General features: G+C 52.5%; 10 protein-coding genes, 2 tRNA genes, 3 rRNA genes, 1 other RNA gene and 1 other annotated feature. Of the genes, 13 read left to right on the plus strand and 3 right to left on the minus strand.

Translation table 11 applies throughout. The features are described from left to right. The first annotated feature begins 195 nt into the window (after window positions 1-195). The 5 genes from LG52_RS17585 (at window position 196) to rrf (ending at window position 5,461) form a co-directional block, all read left to right on the plus strand. Window positions 196-1,753 (plus strand): 16S ribosomal RNA (locus tag LG52_RS17585). Between the two features lie 99 nt (window positions 1,754-1,852). Next, a tRNA-Ile gene (locus LG52_RS17590) sits at window positions 1,853-1,926 on the plus strand. A 6-nt stretch (window positions 1,927-1,932) separates the two neighbouring features. Beyond that, window positions 1,933-2,008, plus strand: a tRNA-Ala gene (locus LG52_RS17595). Window positions 2,009-2,310: 302 nt separating this feature from the next. After that, window positions 2,311-5,239: ribosomal RNA gene (locus tag LG52_RS17600) — 23S ribosomal RNA — on the plus strand. A gap of 105 nt (window positions 5,240-5,344) precedes the next feature. Then, window positions 5,345-5,461: ribosomal RNA gene (gene rrf, locus LG52_RS17605) — 5S ribosomal RNA — on the plus strand. Together the 16S, 23S and 5S rRNA genes with 2 tRNA genes alongside form the textbook arrangement of a ribosomal RNA operon. 44 nt (window positions 5,462-5,505) lie before the next feature. Here rrf and LG52_RS17610 read toward each other — a convergent pair. Continuing rightward, window positions 5,506-6,483: a YaaC family protein gene (locus LG52_RS17610; RefSeq protein WP_044732938.1), complete on the minus strand. Its 978-nt coding sequence runs from the start codon at window positions 6,481-6,483 to the stop codon at window positions 5,506-5,508. Window positions 6,484-6,608: 125 nt separating this feature from the next. On the opposite strand from LG52_RS17610, the gene guaB reads away from it, so the two are divergent. From guaB to serS, 5 genes are all read left to right on the plus strand, one after another. Beyond that, a complete protein-coding gene (gene guaB / locus LG52_RS17615; RefSeq protein WP_011229525.1) occupies window positions 6,609-8,075 on the plus strand; it encodes an IMP dehydrogenase in 1,467 nt (488 codons plus the stop codon). A 104-nt stretch (window positions 8,076-8,179) separates the two neighbouring features. Further along, window positions 8,180-9,538, plus strand: a complete 1,359-nt coding sequence (locus LG52_RS17620) for a serine hydrolase (protein WP_044732939.1) — start codon at window positions 8,180-8,182, stop codon at window positions 9,536-9,538. A 130-nt stretch (window positions 9,539-9,668) separates the two neighbouring features. Continuing rightward, complete coding sequence (gene pdxS / locus LG52_RS17625) at window positions 9,669-10,553, plus strand: pyridoxal 5'-phosphate synthase lyase subunit PdxS (protein WP_011229527.1); 885 nt, start codon at window positions 9,669-9,671, stop codon at window positions 10,551-10,553. 24 nt (window positions 10,554-10,577) lie between these two features. Continuing rightward, complete coding sequence (gene pdxT, locus LG52_RS17630; protein WP_044732940.1) at window positions 10,578-11,168, plus strand: pyridoxal 5'-phosphate synthase glutaminase subunit PdxT; 591 nt, start codon at window positions 10,578-10,580, stop codon at window positions 11,166-11,168. 9 nt (window positions 11,169-11,177) lie between these two features. Beyond that, window positions 11,178-11,400, plus strand: a binding site (T-box leader). A 50-nt stretch (window positions 11,401-11,450) separates the two neighbouring features. Next, complete coding sequence (gene serS / locus LG52_RS17635) at window positions 11,451-12,725, plus strand: serine--tRNA ligase (RefSeq protein WP_044732941.1); 1,275 nt, start codon at window positions 11,451-11,453, stop codon at window positions 12,723-12,725. Window positions 12,726-12,945: 220 nt separating this feature from the next. On the opposite strand, the gene LG52_RS17645 is transcribed toward serS, so the two are convergent. Then, the gene (locus LG52_RS17645) at window positions 12,946-14,232 is read right to left on the minus strand and encodes a LysM peptidoglycan-binding domain-containing protein (protein WP_044732943.1); all 1,287 of its coding nucleotides are present in this window, start codon (window positions 14,230-14,232) and stop codon (window positions 12,946-12,948) included. Window positions 14,233-14,317: 85 nt separating this feature from the next. On the opposite strand from LG52_RS17645, the gene tadA reads away from it, so the two are divergent. Together tadA and ffs are read left to right on the plus strand one after the other, a co-directional pair. Next, complete coding sequence (gene tadA / locus LG52_RS17650; protein ID WP_044732944.1) at window positions 14,318-14,815, plus strand: tRNA adenosine(34) deaminase TadA; 498 nt, start codon at window positions 14,318-14,320, stop codon at window positions 14,813-14,815. Between the two features lie 38 nt (window positions 14,816-14,853). Then, window positions 14,854-15,118: signal recognition particle sRNA large type (gene ffs / locus LG52_RS19400), an RNA gene on the plus strand. A 66-nt stretch (window positions 15,119-15,184) separates the two neighbouring features. On the opposite strand, the gene LG52_RS17655 is transcribed toward ffs, so the two are convergent. After that, complete coding sequence (locus tag LG52_RS17655) at window positions 15,185-16,636, minus strand: IS1182 family transposase (protein WP_231584414.1); 1,452 nt, start codon at window positions 16,634-16,636, stop codon at window positions 15,185-15,187. A 166-nt stretch (window positions 16,637-16,802) separates the two neighbouring features. On the opposite strand from LG52_RS17655, the gene dnaX reads away from it, so the two are divergent. Beyond that, a complete protein-coding gene (gene dnaX, locus LG52_RS17660; RefSeq protein ID WP_044732945.1) occupies window positions 16,803-18,482 on the plus strand; it encodes a DNA polymerase III subunit gamma/tau in 1,680 nt (559 codons plus the stop codon). Window positions 18,483-18,495 lie beyond the last annotated feature (13 nt).

Below are 18,495 nucleotides of genomic sequence, written 5' to 3' on the forward strand. Positions count from 1 at the left end.
TTCACATGATACAATCAACATTGCTTGTGACGGTAAAGAAACAAAAAAGTTGTTGACTTTTCGTTGTCTATTGGTTATTATGTAATAGCTGTCATCATTAAGGGGCAGCGAAAAAGCTCCTTGAAAACTAAACAAAACGCAAGCGTCATAAGAAAAGCGGAGGCCGTTTTGGCCGAAGCAAAAGCCAATCAACTTTCTTTGGAGAGTTTGATCCTGGCTCAGGACGAACGCTGGCGGCGTGCCTAATACATGCAAGTCGAGCGGACCGAATAGGAGCTTGCTCTTGTTCGGTCAGCGGCGGACGGGTGAGTAACACGTGGGCAACCTGCCTGCAAGACCGGGATAACTCCGGGAAACCGGAGCTAATACCGGATAACACCGAAGACCGCATGGTCTTGGGTTGAAAGGCGGCGCAAGCTGCCACTTGCGGATGGGCCCGCGGCGCATTAGCTAGTTGGTGAGGTAACGGCTCACCAAGGCGACGATGCGTAGCCGGCCTGAGAGGGTGACCGGCCACACTGGGACTGAGACACGGCCCAGACTCCTACGGGAGGCAGCAGTAGGGAATCTTCCGCAATGGGCGAAAGCCTGACGGAGCGACGCCGCGTGAGCGAAGAAGGCCTTCGGGTCGTAAAGCTCTGTTGTGAGGGACGAAGGAGCGCCGTTCGAAGAGGGCGGCGCGGTGACGGTACCTCACGAGGAAGCCCCGGCTAACTACGTGCCAGCAGCCGCGGTAATACGTAGGGGGCGAGCGTTGTCCGGAATTATTGGGCGTAAAGCGCGCGCAGGCGGTCCCTTAAGTCTGATGTGAAAGCCCACGGCTCAACCGTGGAGGGTCATTGGAAACTGGGGGACTTGAGTGCAGGAGAGGGGAGCGGAATTCCACGTGTAGCGGTGAAATGCGTAGAGATGTGGAGGAACACCAGTGGCGAAGGCGGCTCTCTGGCCTGCAACTGACGCTGAGGCGCGAAAGCGTGGGGAGCAAACAGGATTAGATACCCTGGTAGTCCACGCCGTAAACGATGAGTGCTAAGTGTTAGAGGGGTCACACCCTTTAGTGCTGCAGCTAACGCGATAAGCACTCCGCCTGGGGAGTACGGCCGCAAGGCTGAAACTCAAAGGAATTGACGGGGGCCCGCACAAGCGGTGGAGCATGTGGTTTAATTCGAAGCAACGCGAAGAACCTTACCAGGTCTTGACATCCCCTGACAACCCAAGAGATTGGGCGTTCCCCCTTCGGGGGGACAGGGTGACAGGTGGTGCATGGTTGTCGTCAGCTCGTGTCGTGAGATGTTGGGTTAAGTCCCGCAACGAGCGCAACCCTCGCCTCTAGTTGCCAGCATTCGGTTGGGCACTCTAGAGGGACTGCCGGCGACAAGTCGGAGGAAGGTGGGGATGACGTCAAATCATCATGCCCCTTATGACCTGGGCTACACACGTGCTACAATGGGCGGTACAAAGGGCTGCGAACCCGCGAGGGGGAGCGAATCCCAAAAAGCCGCTCTCAGTTCGGATTGCAGGCTGCAACTCGCCTGCATGAAGCCGGAATCGCTAGTAATCGCGGATCAGCATGCCGCGGTGAATACGTTCCCGGGCCTTGTACACACCGCCCGTCACACCACGAGAGCTTGCAACACCCGAAGTCGGTGAGGCAACCCGTTTCGGGAGCCAGCCGCCGAAGGTGGGGCAAGTGATTGGGGTGAAGTCGTAACAAGGTAGCCGTACCGGAAGGTGCGGCTGGATCACCTCCTTTCTAAGGATGTTATTGACAAAATCGAATAGTTTGATTATAATGGCGCTTGCTGTTTTGTTTAGTTTTGAGGGAACTTATCGTTCCTTGCAATGTGGATATGGGCCTATAGCTCAGCTGGTCAGAGCGCACGCCTGATAAGCGTGAGGTCGGTGGTTCAAGTCCACTTAGGCCCATTGGATGGGGCCTTAGCTCAGCTGGGAGAGCGCCTGCTTTGCAAGCAGGAGGTCATCGGTTCGATCCCGATAGGCTCCACCATATCAAGGTAAGAGAAATGATTTTGTTTTTAGGAAACCAACATTTCCCTCAATACCCTTGCGTCTGCGTCTACAAGCGGATTCGGAGAAGCCGAATTCCTCGGCGCAAACCAGCGAAGAAGCGAATTCAAAGGAGCTACTTCGTTCCTTGAAAACTAGATAACCGGAAAAGCGGAGGCGAGCGTTTCGCCGCGACGGGCAAATGTTCTTCGCCTGCAGGGGTTTGTAATCGCGAAGGCGAAGGTTATTTGACCCCGAGCGGCGGCGAGCCGAAGCTAGACAGGAAGAAGCCGAGACGCTTTAGGTTAAGCTGGAAAGGGCGCACGGTGGATGCCTTGGCACTAGGAGCCGATGAAGGACGGGGCAAACGCCGAAACGCTTCGGGGAGCTGTAAGCAAGCGTAGATCCGGAGATGTCCGAATGGGGGAACCCACTGTCCGTAATGGGGCAGTATCCATGCCTGAATCCATAGGGCATGGAGGGCACACCCGGGGAACTGAAACATCTTAGTACCCGGAGGAGAAGAAAGCAAATGCGATTCCCTGAGTAGCGGCGAGCGAAACGGGAACAGCCCAAACCAAGAGGCATGTCCTCTTGGGGTTGTAGGACCGCTCACGATGGGAGTGAGAAAGGAACGGGGTAGACGAACCGGTCTGGAACGGCCGGCCGGAGAAGGTGAGAGCCCTGTAGTCGAAACTTCGTTCCCTCCCGAGCGGATCCTGAGTACGGCGGGACACGGGGAATCCCGTCGGAAGCAGGGAGGACCATCTCCCAAGGCTAAATACTCCCTAGTGACCGATAGTGCACCAGTACCGTGAGGGAAAGGTGAAAAGCACCCCGGGAGGGGAGTGAAAGAGAACCTGAAACCGTGTGCCTACAAGTAGTCAGAGCCCGTTGATGGGTGATGGCGTGCCTTTTGTAGAATGAACCGGCGAGTGACGATGGCGTGCGAGGTTAAGCCGAAGAGGCGGAGCCGCAGCGAAAGCGAGTCTGAAGAGGGCGTCAAGTACGTCGTCGTCGACCCGAAACCAGGTGATCTACCCATGTCCAGGGTGAAGGCCGGGTAACACCGGCTGGAGGCCCGAACCCACGCACGTTGAAAAGTGCGGGGATGAGGTGTGGGTAGGGGTGAAATGCCAATCGAACTTGGAGATAGCTGGTTCTCCCCGAAATAGCTTTAGGGCTAGCCTCGGGTTTAAGAGTGTTGGAGGTAGAGCACTGATTGGGCTAGGGGCCCCAACCGGGTTACCGAACCCAGTCAAACTCCGAATGCCAACGACTTATGCCCGGGAGTCAGACTGCGAGTGATAAGATCCGTGGTCGAGAGGGGAACAGCCCAGACCGCCAGCTAAGGCCCCGAAGTGCACGTTCAGTGGAAAAGGATGTGGAGTTGCCAAGACAACCAGGATGTTGGCTTAGAAGCAGCCACCATTGAAAGAGTGCGTAATAGCTCACTGGTCGAGTGGCTCTGCGCCGAAAATGTACCGGGGCTAAACGTGCCGCCGAAGCTGCGGGATGACCGTTGGTCATCGGTAGGGGAGCGTTCTAAGGGCAGAGAAGCCAGACCGGAAGGACTGGTGGAGCGCTTAGAAGTGAGAATGCCGGTATGAGTAGCGAAAACAGAGGTGAGAATCCTCTGCGCCGAAAGCCTAAGGGTTCCTGAGGAAGGTTCGTCCGCTCAGGGTTAGTCGGGACCTAAGCCGAGGCCGAAAGGCGTAGGTGATGGACAACAGGTGGAGATTCCTGTACCACCTTCTTCCCGTTTGAGCGATGGGGGGACGCAGGAGGATAGGGCGAGCAGGCGGCTGGAAGAGCCTGTCCAAGCCGTGAGGCTGATCCGCAGGCAAATCCGCGGATTGCAAGGCCAAGCGGTGACGGCGACGGAGCATTCCGGAAGTCCCCGATTTCACACTGCCAAGAAAAGCCTCTAGCGAGGGAAGAGGTGCCCGTACCGCAAACCGACACAGGCAGGCGAGGAGAGAATCCTAAGGCGCGCGGGAGAACTCTCGTTAAGGAACTCGGCAAAATGACCCCGTAACTTCGGGAGAAGGGGTGCTCTTTCGGGTGAAGAGCCTGGAAGAGCCGCAGTGAAAAGGCCCAAGCGACTGTTTATCAAAAACACAGGTCTCTGCGAAGCCGAAAGGCGACGTATAGGGGCTGACACCTGCCCGGTGCTGGAAGGTTAAGGGGAGCGCTTAGCGGAAGCGAAGGTGCGAACCGAAGCCCCAGTAAACGGCGGCCGTAACTATAACGGTCCTAAGGTAGCGAAATTCCTTGTCGGGTAAGTTCCGACCCGCACGAAAGGTGTAACGACTTGGGCGCTGTCTCAACGAGAGACCCGGTGAAATTATACTACCTGTGAAGATGCAGGTTACCCGCGACAGGACGGAAAGACCCCGTGGAGCTTTACTGCAGCCTGATATGGAATTTTGGTATCGCTTGTACAGGATAGGTGGGAGCCTGGGAAGCCGGAGCGCCAGCTTCGGTGGAGGCGGCGGTGGGATACCACCCTGGCGGTATTGAAATTCTAACCCGCACCCCTTAGCGGGGTGGGAGACAGTGTCAGGCGGGCAGTTTGACTGGGGCGGTCGCCTCCCAAAAGGTAACGGAGGCGCCCAAAGGTTCCCTCAGAATGGTTGGAAATCATTCGGAGAGTGCAAAGGCACAAGGGAGCTTGACTGCGAGACGGACAGGTCGAGCAGGGACGAAAGTCGGGCTTAGTGATCCGGTGGTTCCGCATGGAAGGGCCATCGCTCAACGGATAAAAGCTACCCCGGGGATAACAGGCTGATCTCCCCCAAGAGTCCACATCGACGGGGAGGTTTGGCACCTCGATGTCGGCTCATCGCATCCTGGGGCTGTAGTCGGTCCCAAGGGTTGGGCTGTTCGCCCATTAAAGCGGTACGCGAGCTGGGTTCAGAACGTCGTGAGACAGTTCGGTCCCTATCCGTCGCGGGCGGAGGAAATTTGAGAGGAGCTGTCCTTAGTACGAGAGGACCGGGATGGACGCACCGCTGGTGTACCAGTTGTCCCGCCAGGGGCACCGCTGGGTAGCTATGTGCGGACGGGATAAGCGCTGAAAGCATCTAAGCGTGAAGCCCCCCTCAAGATGAGATTTCCCACCGCGCAAAGCGGGTAAGATCCCTCGAAGATGACGAGGTCGATAGGTCCGAGGTGGAAGCGTGGCGACACGTGGAGCTGACGGATACTAATCGATCGAGGGCTTGACCTATGAGCGGCTTCTTCCGACGGTTATCTAGTTTTGAAGGAATGAATTTCCTTCTTGACATTGTTTATTTTTTAAGTATAATAAATGATGTCAAAATCAAAATGCTTGCCTAGTGGCTATGGCGGAGGGGAAACACCCGTTCCCATCCCGAACACGGAAGTTAAGCCCTCCAGCGCCGATGGTAGTTGGGGCCAGCGCCCCTGCAAGAGTAGGTCGCTGCTAGGCGAAAATCCCCTGCTGTGTACACAGCAGGGGATTTTCTATTTGAATCAACCCAAAAATTTCCGCATTAAGTATTCATGAAGCAGCAACGGCACTTTTTCCGCTGACACGGAGAGAAACTCGAGAATAAAAGTGTATGCCTTGCTTGGGTAAGAATGGAGAAGCTCGCTCCACCATTCCGTCTCATAGCGCGAAATCATGCTCAAGTTATACAGCAACAAGTAATGGGCGTGTATTTCTGGAAGCGAGAATGTTTTCTCTTTCTTGACTGGAATTCGGAGTGTACCGTCGAGATGGAATAAAAACGGACCTTCTCCGGCCGGCGACAGCGGCGATTCTATATGAAAATACAGAAATTCTCCTTCTTCTTTGGCGAACGAAAGCCGCTTTCCTTGTCCTTCTTCACAGAGATATTGGACAAAGCGGGACAACGACATATGGTAGTGGTCCAAAATCACTTTTGGGATGGCGAGCGTCGGCGGCGAAGCGGTATGTACAACAGGCAAGGATAACGGTTTTTTTCGCCCGCTTAGAAGAAAAAATGTTTCATGCAACTCGCCAATTCGTTGCAACAGCGCGCCCATGCGAAATTTTTCCCCAGCTTCTTGTTTCACATGAAACATTTTTTCAGAAAAATGTGCGAATAAACCGTTTTTTTGTATTTTCACTTCGTCATCTAAAAATTCGTAGCCCTGTTTTTTTCGTTTTCTTGCTGATACACCATGAGCCAAGACCGATGTCGATTCCGGGTAGTCGGGGTCGACAGTGAGCAGGCATGCTTTTAAGAGCTGCACCATGCCGTAAAATAAGAGAACCGGCTTGATGGACAGCGGCGCCTGCTGGGCAGCGGCGTAAAAGTTTTGCCCGTGTTCCAGATAATATAAAAATGGGTAACAGTTTGCATAACTGCGTTGGACGGCGTCATCCCGCTGCAGCTGTTGATAGCATTGCCGTAAAAATTGTTGCGCAGTATCGGCCGAGCGGAAAACAGAAAGGCGAAACAGTTGACCGTGATTTCCGAACATTTTTACTCCCCTTACATAGAACTGCCTCGAAATAACTGAAAAGTTGGATATTTTCTTGATTCCTTGACAGTAGTTTAACCAGTTGTTAAGCTACTAATAATATTTCCGGACAAGGGGGAGAAAACATGTGGGAAGCGAAATTCGCCAAGGAAGGATTGACGTTTGATGATGTTCTTCTCATCCCAGCGAAGTCGGACGTATTGCCGCGCGATGTTGATGTAACCACGAAGTTGAGCGATACGCTGCAGTTGAACATCCCGATTCTCAGCGCCGGGATGGATACGGTCACCGAAGCGGAGATGGCGATTGCGATGGCGCGTCAGGGAGGCCTTGGCATCATTCACAAAAATATGTCGATCGAACAGCAGGCCGAGCAGGTCGACAAGGTGAAACGGTCGGAACGAGGCGTCATTACGGACCCGTTTTTCCTAACGCCGGATCATCAAGTGTATGATGCAGAACACTTAATGAGTAAATATCGGATCTCGGGGGTGCCGATCGTCAACAACCCCGAGGAGCAAAAATTGGTCGGCATTATTACGAACCGGGACTTGCGTTTCATTCAAGACTATTCCATTAAAATTTCCGAGGTAATGACGAAGGAAAACTTGATCACTGCTCCGGTGGGGACAACGTTAGAGGAAGCAGAGAAAATTTTGCAGCGACACAAGGTCGAAAAACTGCCTCTTGTTGATGAAAACGGTGTGCTGAAGGGATTAATTACGATCAAGGATATTGAAAAGGTCATTGAGTTCCCGAATTCGGCGAAAGATGCGAAAGGGAGGCTGATTGTCGGGGCGGCTGTCGGGGTGACGGCGGACACGATGATTCGCGTCAAAAAGCTTGTTGAGGCAGGGGTTGATGTCATTGTCGTTGACACGGCGCACGGCCATTCGAAAGGTGTCCTAGAGACGGTGGCCAACATCCGGCGCCAATACCCGGACTTGAACATCATCGCCGGCAATGTCGCGACAGCTGAAGGGACGCGCGACTTGATTGAGGCTGGGGCGAACATTATTAAAGTCGGAATCGGTCCGGGGTCCATCTGCACGACCCGGGTTGTCGCCGGGGTTGGTGTGCCGCAAATTACGGCGATCTACGACTGTGCGACTGAGGCGCGCAAACATGGCGTCCCGATCATCGCTGACGGCGGGATCAAATATTCCGGCGACATTGTGAAGGCGATCGCGGCTGGGGCGCATGCGGTTATGCTCGGCAGCTTGCTTGCTGGTGTTTCCGAAAGCCCGGGTGAGACGGAAATTTACCAAGGCCGCCGCTTCAAGGTGTACCGGGGCATGGGATCGGTCGCAGCCATGGAGCGCGGCAGCAAAGACCGCTATTTTCAAGAAGATGCGAAAAAGTTTGTCCCGGAAGGCATTGAGGGACGCGTTCCATACAAAGGGCCGCTTGCCGACACGATTTATCAGCTTGTCGGTGGGTTGCGCGCCGGCATGGGCTATTGTGGAACACGCAATTTGGAAGAGTTGCGCGAAAAAACGCAGTTTATCCGCATGACGAGCGCGGGGCTTCGTGAAAGCCATCCGCATGACGTGCAAATTACGAAAGAAGCGCCGAACTACTCTGCTTTTTGATCGGAGTTGCGCCGATCGGCTCAACTTTGACGGAGACATGTCCTCCGTCTATTTTTTTGGCCGACGGTATGTTACAATAACGGTTGTGTGAGGAGGGTGTCATTGTGAGGAGGAGAAAACAAAACTGGTTGTTTTGGCTGCTGTCGATTTGCCTTTGTTTAACGTTTGGTCCGTTTCAACAGACGGTGAAGGCGGAAAGCGCCCCGCTTGACATCCGGGCGGACGCTGCGATTTTAGTGGATGCACAAACGGGAAGAATTTTGTATGAAAAAAATATCGATACGGTGCTTGGGATTGCCAGCATGACGAAAATGATGACCGAGTATTTGCTTCTTGACTCCATTAAGGCGAAGCGCGTCAAATGGGATCAAATGTACACGCCAAGCGATTACGTGTACCGGCTGTCGCAAGACCGGGCGCTGTCCAATGTCCCGTTGCGAAAAGATGGCAAGTATACGGTGCGTGAGTTGTACGAGGCAATGGCCATTTATTCGGCTAACGGGGCAACGGTCGCGATTGCTGAGATCATCGCTGGATCAGAGAAAAATTTTGTGAAAATGATGAATGACAAAGCGAAAGAGCTTGGGCTGAAAGATTATAAGTTTGTCAATGCCACAGGGTTGAGCAATAAGGATTTAAAAGGATTCCATCCAGAAGGGACAAGCACAAATGAGGAAAACGTCATGTCCGCACGTGCGATGGCGATGCTTGCCTACCGGTTGCTGAAAGATCATCCCGAAGTGCTGAAAACAGCGAGCATTCCTCATAAAGTATTCCGGGAAGGAACAAAAGATGAAATCAAAATGGACAACTGGAATTGGATGCTGCCCGGGCTTGTGTACGGATACGAAGGTGTAGACGGGTTGAAAACCGGCTATACGGAATTTGCCGGCAACTGTTTCACCGGGACGGCGAAACGAAACGGCGTCCGCTTGATTTCGGTTATCATGAACGCGAAAGATGCGAGTGGGAAAACAACAAAAGAGGCGCGCTTTAAAGAGACAGAAAAACTATTTAACTACGGATTCAACCAATACTCCCTCGAGACGCTTTATCCAAAAGGGTACCAGCTGAAAGGAGAAGAAACACTTCCGGTCGTGAAAGGGAAAGAAAAAGAGGTTCGTGTCGCGACAGGAAAGAATCTGGATCTGCTTGTGAAAAACGGCGAGGAAAAACAATACAAACCTGTATATGTGTTGGATAAGAAAAAAATGACAAAAGAAGGAAAGCTAGTCGCCCCTTTGAAAAAAGGGGAAACGGTTGGATATATGACGCTCGAATATAAAGGGGACGACTCCCTTGCCTTCTTAAGCCCAGACATGCAAAAAAACATCCGTGTGCCGCTTGTCACAACAGCTGAAGTCGAAAAAGCCAATTGGTTTGTTCTTTCGATGCGCGCGGTCGGCGGACTGTTTGTTGACTTATGGACAAGCGTCGCCAAAACAGTGAAAGGCTGGCTGTAAAATCAACTCCCCTTGATGGGGAGCTTTTTTCCATTGTGATTTTTGTAAAAATTGAGGTAAAATAAAACAGTGGAATCGTCCTTTTGCATGCCTCGCAAAGCATAAGGATTAGGAATAGGGGGAATCAACGTTGGCATTGACAGGTACGGACCGCGTCAAACGCGGCATGGCGGAAATGCAAAAAGGCGGCGTCATCATGGACGTCGTGAACGCAGAACAGGCGAAAATCGCTGAAGCAGCAGGGGCTGTCGCGGTTATGGCGCTCGAGCGCGTCCCGGCGGACATTCGCGCCGCTGGCGGTGTCGCGCGCATGGCCGACCCGACGGTGATCGAAGAAGTGATGAACGCCGTTTCGATCCCAGTCATGGCGAAAGTGCGGATCGGTCACTATGTTGAGGCGCGTGTCTTAGAGGCGCTTGGCGTCGACTACATTGATGAAAGCGAAGTATTAACGCCGGCTGATGAGGAATTCCATATTGACAAACGGCAGTTTACCGTTCCATTTGTGTGCGGTTGCCGCGATTTAGGGGAAGCGGCGCGCCGCATTGCAGAAGGGGCATCGATGTTGCGGACCAAAGGAGAGCCGGGGACAGGCAACATCGTTGAGGCCGTGCGCCATATGCGCAAAGTGAACGCGCAAATTCGCAAAGTCGTCAACATGAGTGAAGATGAGCTTGTCGCTGAGGCGAAACAGCTTGGGGCTCCGGTTGAGGTGCTGCGCGAGATCAAGCGGCTTGGCCGCCTGCCGGTCGTCAACTTTGCCGCCGGCGGTGTCGCGACACCGGCTGACGCAGCCTTGATGATGCACTTGGGTGCGGACGGCGTCTTTGTTGGGTCTGGCATTTTCAAATCGGAAAATCCGGAAAAATATGCGCGCGCGATCGTAGAGGCGACGACTCATTACGAAGACTATGAATTGATCGCACACTTGTCGAAAGGATTGGGCGGCGCGATGCGCGGCATCGATATCGCGACATTGCTGCCGGAGCACCGGATGCAAGAACGCGGCTGGTAAGCTAAATAAAGGAGCAAAGCAACGATGAAAATAGGTGTACTTGGACTGCAAGGAGCTGTGCGGGAACACGTCCGCGCCATTGAGGCGTGCGGCGCCGAGGCGGTCATCGTGAAAAAGCCGGAGCAGCTTGAAGGGTTGCACGGTCTTGTGCTGCCGGGCGGCGAAAGCACAACGATGCGGCGACTCATCGACCGCTATGGGCTGATGGAGCCGCTTAAGCAATTTGCCGCTGCCGGCAAGCCGATGTTCGGCACGTGTGCCGGACTCATTTTGCTGGCGAAGCGAATTGTCGGCTATGACGAGCCACATTTAGGATTAATGGACATTACAGTCGAGCGGAACTCGTTCGGTCGGCAGCGGGAAAGCTTTGAAGCGGAGCTGTCGATTAAAGGCGTCGGCGATGGCTTTGTCGGCGTCTTCATCCGGGCTCCGCATATCGTGGAGGCCGGGGACGGGGTCGATGTCTTGGCGACATACAATGACCGCATTGTCGCCGCTCGACAAGGACAGTTTCTTGGCTGCTCGTTCCACCCAGAGCTGACCGACGATCATCGATTGATGCAATACTTCCTCAACATGGTCAAAGAAGCGAAAATGGCGTCAAGCCTCAAGTAAAGTGATCAAGCGAAAGCGATGAGAGGAACGAGTAGCGGGATGCCTTCCTTATCAGAGAGCCGGTGGGCGGTGCGAACCGGCAGGGAGCGCCTGTGAATCCATCCTCGAGCAAAACGCTGAACCGTCCAAACAGGCCAGTAGGCGTTTTCGGCCGCCGCCGTTATCGGCATAAGTGGAAGGCATGATTGGCCGTCAATAAGGGTGGCACCGCGGGATGGCTCCCGTCCCTTTTTGGGACGGGGGCTTTCTTTGTATAATAAAAGACGAAGGAGGTAGAAAACGGTGCTGGATATGAAAGTATTGCGCACTCAGTTTCAAGAAGTAAAGGAAAAATTAATGCAACGCGGCGGGGATTTGACGAACATCGACCGCTTTGAACAATTGGACAAAGACCGCCGCCGCTTGATCGCGGAAGTCGAAGAGCTGAAAAGCAAGCGCAACGATGTGTCGCAGCAAATCGCTGTCCTAAAGCGCGAGAAAAAGGACGCCGAGCCGCTGATTGCCCAAATGCGCGAAGTCGGTGACCGCATTAAACGGATGGATGAACAAATTCGCCAGCTTGAGGCGGAACTCGACGGCTTGTTGTTGTCGATTCCAAACGTGCCGCACGAATCAGTGCCGATCGGCCAATCAGAAGAGGACAATGTGGAAGTGCGGAGATGGGGAGAGCCGCGTTCGTTTTCCTTTGAGCCGAAGCCGCATTGGGAAATCGCCGATCGGCTCGGTTTGCTCGACTTTGAGCGAGCCGCCAAAGTGGCGGGAAGCCGATTTGTCTTTTATAAAGGGTTAGGAGCGCGGCTTGAGCGGGCGCTCATCAACTTTATGCTTGACATCCATCTCGATGAATTCGGCTACGAAGAAGTGTTGCCGCCATATTTGGTGAACCGGGCGAGCATGATCGGAACCGGACAGTTGCCGAAATTTGCCGAGGATGCGTTCCATTTGGACAGCGAAGATTATTTCCTCATTCCGACCGCTGAGGTGCCGGTGACGAACCTGCACCGCGACGAAATTTTGGCTGCAGATGATTTGCCGATTTACTATGCTTCCTACAGCGCCTGCTTCCGCGCGGAAGCCGGGTCGGCCGGCCGCGACACGAGAGGGCTGATCCGCCAGCATCAGTTCAATAAAGTTGAGCTGGTAAAATTCGTAAAGCCGGAGGACTCGTACGATGAATTGGAAAAGCTGACGCGCCAGGCAGAGACGATTTTGCAACGGCTTGGGCTTCCGTACCGCGTTGTCGCCTTGTGCACCGGAGATCTTGGATTCTCGGCGGCGAAAACGTACGATATTGAAGTTTGGCTGCCCAGTTACGGAACGTACCGGGAAATTTCGTCGTGCAGCAACTTTGAGGCGTTTCAAGCGCGCCGTGCCAACATCCGTTTCCGTCGCGATCCAAAAGCGAAACCGGAGTACGTGCATACATTAAACGGTTCGGGGCTAGCCATCGGGCGGACGGTCGCCGCCATTTTGGAAAACTACCAGCAAGAAGACGGCTCGGTCATCGTTCCGGAAGCGCTTCGTCCGTACATGGGGAATCGGGACGTCATTCGCTGAAAAAAGATGCTTGTGGCAAATCGTTGGTTGACTTTTCCCGACTGCCGTGTTATAGTGAATGACGTTGGCAATGAGGAACAAGAAATCTTGTTCTTGGCCAAGACGATGATGAAGAGGACTGACGCGCATAAGAGGAGATTGTCATCTGAAACGGCTGACCGCCGAAAGCCGTTTCCCATCATAAAAAAACCCGCCCTTGATCGGCGGGTTTTTTATGCCTTTATTTTTTTACAACAGTAAATTGATCAGCGATCAGCAGCCAGTTTTGTGGAAAATCAATCCCAAGTTTCCAATAGCTGACCCCGCGCAAACCAAGTTCCTTCACGAGATTAAATTTTGCTTGAATGGAGCGGGCGTCCTCAAACCATACTTCATGCTCGCGTCCGTTTTCGTCGCGATAGCGAAAATGCGGTGCCTGCGCCTCCGTATCGTATTCGATGGCAACGTTATACTTTGCGGCGAGGGCGATGGCTTGCTGGGGGCTGATGGCCTGGGCGTACGGGCCGCCGGGTACATATGGCAGCGTCCAGTCATAGCCATACAAGTTTTGCCCCATCAAAATTTTTCTAGATGGCATTTCAGAGATGGCGTACTCGAGAACGCGGCGGACCGGACCGATCGGGGACACTGGCATCGGCGGCCCGCCGCTGTAGCCCCATTCATACGTCATGATCACGACAAAGTCGACAATTTGTCCATGGGCGCGGTAATCGTGTGCTTCGTACCAACGTCCGCGCTGGGTCGCGCTCGTTTTCGGCGCCAAGGCGGTCGACATCATCCATCCTTCTCGTTCAAACCGCCGCTTCGCTTTGCGCAAAAACGCATTATACGCCTCACGGTCTTCCGGGCGCAAATATTCAAAATCAAAATGGATGTCGCGGAAGCCATACCGTCTAGCGGTCGCGACAATATTGTCGAGCAGACGATTTTGCAGCGTTTCGTTTGTTAACATAAGCGCGCCGAGCTCGTCGCTGAACTGCCCGTTTTCAATGTTGGCGACAACCATAACGAGCGTGACACGGTTGGCGCGGGCAATATCCGGAAAGTCGTCAAGCGGCGGCTCTTGCAATGTCGCGTCGCGTCGGATCGCAAAATAAAAAGGACTCAAATAAGTCAAATACGGAGCGGCTTCGCGAGCGCTCGCCTCCAGCGCTGGGCTGACAGTCGCGCCGCGCGGTTCAATATAGGCGTTAAACTCCGCTCTTCGCTTGGCGCCGGGCGGTATATAAAGCCGCTGCCCGACCTTAAGCGGAGCGTTTAAGGAGAGGCGATTCACTTCGGCAAGCCGCTGCATTGGAATGGAAAATCGGCGTGCAATCGACCATAACGTGTCGCCGCGCTGCACCCAGTAAAAACGACCGACGATCGGGATCACGAGCGCCTGGCCGACAACGAGTTTATCAGGGGTTGGAAGCTTGTTGGCCCGGACAATTTCTTCCGCTGTGATCCCGTATGCCTCAGCAATTCCACTTAACGTTTGTCCACTCTGCACTACGTGGATTTGCATACTTGACCTCCTAGTTGCGTCTTTATTCTCCATATTCTATGATGAAAAGAAAGGAGAAATGACCGTTTGTGTGAAGGGGTATACGATGAACACCGACGAGTACTACATGCGATTGGCAATGGAAGAAGCAAAAAAAGCGGAGCAGATCGGCGAAGTGCCGATCGGCGCTGTCATCGTTCAAGACGGCCGCGTCATCGCCCGCGCTCATAATTTGCGGGAAACTGAACAACGCGCCATCGCTCATGCAGAAATTTTGGCAATCGATGAAGCATGCCGGGCAACCGGTTCATGGCGGCTTGAGCGGGCGACGTTGTACGTAACGCTTGAGCCGTGCGCCATGTGCGCAGGCGCCATTGTTCTTTCCCGCATCGAACGAGTCGTGTTTGGCGCGTTCGACCCAAAGGGAGGGTGCGCTGGGACATTGATGAACTTATTGCAGGAAAGCCGATTTAACCATCAGGTTGAGGTGGTAAGCGGGGTGCTTGCTGACGAGTGCGGTTTGCTGTTGAGCCAATTTTTTCGACGATTGCGCGAACAAAAGAGAAATGTTGGCGGGAGTGCCAGCGAAAATTCCGTCGATTGACATTGCATTTTTTCCACAAACGAGCTATACTGATAGTGCCGTGCTAAGCGGGGAGGTAGCGGTGCCCTGTACTCGCAATCCGCTCTAGCGAGGCTGAATTCCTTCTCGAGGTTAGTCTGTTGCGAGGCCTGTCTCAAGCAAGTGGTGTTGACGTCTGGGTCCCGCGCAATGGGATTCCGTGAACCCTGTCAGGTCCGGAAGGAAGCAGCAGTAAGCGGATGCTCCCATGTGCCGCGGGGACGCCTGGGCTGAGCTAACTGCTTGAGCAACGCTCGGGGCAGCTAATCGACAGAAGGTGCACGGCCTTACATAGCAATAGGGAACAAAACCCACTCATGGCGAGTGGGTTTCAGACTGTTGACAAAATGGTTATAAGACAGTTGTCTTATAACCATTTTGTTCCATTTTTAAGGTTGTTTTTCTTGATGAACGAACCAAAATAGATGCATACTCGAATACATACAGAAAGGAGAGGCCCTTTCTCCACAAGTAGTTCGCCAATTTCTTTAAATTCATGGCAGCACAAACAAGCATCGCCTGCATCTGGTTTCTTTCCAATCCTCGGTAATTCGTCCAGCGCAGACCATGCTTCTCTTTTAAATCTGCAAAATTCCGTTCAATCGTCTGTTTCCTTAATTCATACAACTCGCGATGTTCTGGTACATATCGTAAATGTTCGGCTTCTTCGTAATACTCTTGCCAAACATGGCGTGTCACGACTTTCGTATGATTTTTGCTTGCTGTACACTTTTGAAGGGATGGACATCCCTGACAGATGGATGGATCTGATTTATACTCCCGATAGCCTTCCCGATTCGTTGTTGAATAAGATAACACTTGGTGATTGGGACAAAGGTAACAGTCAAAATGTTCGTCATATGCAAATTCAGATTTTCGGAAGAACCCATCTTTCGTCTTTGGACGAGTATATGGCCAAATCGGATGGATCTCTTGTTCTAATAGGTATTTCGCAATCGCTGGCGTTTTATATCCGGCATCGATGCACACATCTGTTGGGCATCCTTTGATTTCTTGCTTCACTCGCTCAAACAGTTCAAAAAACGCTTGGCTATCATGAACATTGGCGGCAGTGACATACGTGTGTAATATCCAACCATGTCGGTCACAAGCGGTGTGATAAGAGTAAGCAAATACCCGTTCACGTTCATTTTTCACAAACATCCCACTGTCTGGATCTGTTTTACTGACTTTGATTTCTCGTTTTTTTTTATCATTTTCTGGCGGTAGTGGGGATTTCCCATGAGCGATGCGATCTCGCTCAATTTCTTTTTCTAATTCATCTTGATAAGCTTTCGCTTCCACTTCTGCCATTTCTGTTGTGAATTTTCTTTTGTTCGCACTCGCCTTCACATGAGTAGAATCGACAAATACGACACTTGGATCCACAAGCCCGTGTTGAAAGGCTTCTTCCAAGATTCTTGAAAAAATCTTTTGAAAAACATCGGTTCCCGCAAAACGTCGCGTGTAGTTTTTACTTGGTGTCGAATGATGGGGCACAGGATCATGCAGACTCAATCCCAAAAACCAACGATAAGCCACATTTGTTCGAATCTGTTCTACGGTTTCACGCATCGAACGAATCCCAAAGATGTAACGAATCAAATACATTTTGAACAGCACAACGGGATCAAGACTTGGTCGTCCATGGTTAGGAGAATACAAATCCTTGACCATATCGTAGATAAAGGAGAAGTCAATGGCTTTTTCTAGTTTACGAACAAGGTGGTCTTCAGGAACAAGATCATCAATTTTTACCGTTGTTTCGATATGTCTCCGATCTTCTTGGTAACGTTGAAGCATCTTATTCCACTCCTTCAAGATACCCTTATACCTATATATTAAAACAGCTTGTCGACTTTGTCGACAAGCTGAAACCCACTCATGGCGAGTGGGTTTTTTGTTATTTTAAATTGCAATAGGAAGTTATATAATAGATAGGACGAGAGAAAGAGGAGGGCCGTTTTCCGTGGCATACCAAGCGTTATATCGCGTGTTTCGGCCGCAGCGCTTTGCGGACATGGTCGGCCAAGAACACGTGACCAAGACGTTGCAAAGCGCCCTGCTTCAACATAAAATATCACACGCTTACTTATTTTCCGGCCCGCGCGGTACAGGAAAAACGAGTGCAGCAAAAATTTTCGCCAAGGCAGTCAACTGTGAACAGGCGCCAGTGGCGGAGCCATGCAATGAGTGTCCAGCTTGCCTCGGCATTACGAATGGAACGGTTCCCGATGTGCTGGAAATTGACGCTGCTTCCAACAACCGCGTCGATGAAATTCGTGATATCCGTGAGAAGGTGAAATTTGCGCCGACGTCGGCCCGCTACAAAGTGTACATCATCGACGAGGTGCATATGCTGTCGATCGGTGCGTTTAACGCGCTGTTGAAAACGTTGGAGGAGCCGCCGAAACACGTCATTTTCATTTTGGCCACGACCGAGCCGCACAAAATTCCGGCGACGATCATTTCCCGCTGCCAACGGTTCGATTTTCGCCGCATCCCGCTTCCGGCGATCGTTTCACGGCTAAAGTATGTCGCAAGCGCCCAAGGTGTCGAGGCGTCCGATGAGGCATTGTCCGCCATCGCCCGTGCTGCAGACGGGGGGATGCGTGATGCGCTCAGCTTGCTTGACCAAGCCATTTCGTTCAGCGACGGGAAACTTCGGCTCGACGACGTACTGGCGATGACCGGGGCTGCATCATTTGCCGCCTTATCGAGCTTCATCGAAGCCATCTACCGCAAAGATACAGCGGCGGTTCTTCAGCAGTTGGAAACGATGATGGCGCAAGGGAAAGATCCGCATCGTTTGGTTGAAGACTTGATTTTGTACTATCGTGATTTATTGCTGTACAAAACTGCTCCCTATGTGGAGGGAGCGATTCAAATTGCTGTCGTTGACGAAGCGTTCACTTCACTGTCGGAAATGATTCCGGTTTCCAATTTATACGAGGCCATCGAGTTGCTGAACAAAAGCCAGCAAGAGATGAAGTGGACAAACCACCCGCGCCTTCTGTTGGAAGTGGCGCTTGTGAAGCTTTGCCATCCATCAGCCGCCGCCCCGTTGCGATCGGCTTCCGAGTTGGAACCGTTGATAAAGCGGATTGAAACGCTGGAGGCGGAATTGCGGCGCCTGAAGGAACAACCGCCTGCCCCTCCGTCGACCGCCGAGCCGGTGAAAAAACCGTCCAAACCGACGAAAACGGGGGGATATAAAGCCCCGGTTGGCCGCATTTACGAGCTGTTGAAACAGGCGACGCATGAAGATTTGGCTTTGGTGAAAGGACGCTGGGCGGATGTGCTCGACACGTTGAAACGGCAGCATAAAGTGTCGCACGCTGCCTTGCTGCAAGAGAGCGAGCCGGTTGCAGCCAGCGCCTCAGCGTTTGTATTAAAATTTAAATACGAAATCCACTGCAAAATGGCGACCGATCCCACAAGTTCGGTCAAAGAAAACGTCGAAGCGATTTTGTTTGAGCTGACAAACCGCCGTTTTGAAATGGTAGCCATTCCGGAGGGAGAATGGGGAAAAATAAGAGAAGAGTTCATCCGCAATAAGGACGCCAAGGTGGAAAAAAGCGAAGAAGATCCGTTAGTCGCTGAAGCGAAGCGGCTGTTTGGCGAAGAGCTGATCGAAATTAAAGAATAAACCGTTTAAAGGA

The sequence above is a fragment of the Geobacillus kaustophilus genome (genome assembly GCF_000948285.1).
In the GTDB taxonomy this organism is placed as follows: Bacteria; Bacillota; Bacilli; order Bacillales; family Anoxybacillaceae; genus Geobacillus; species Geobacillus thermoleovorans_A.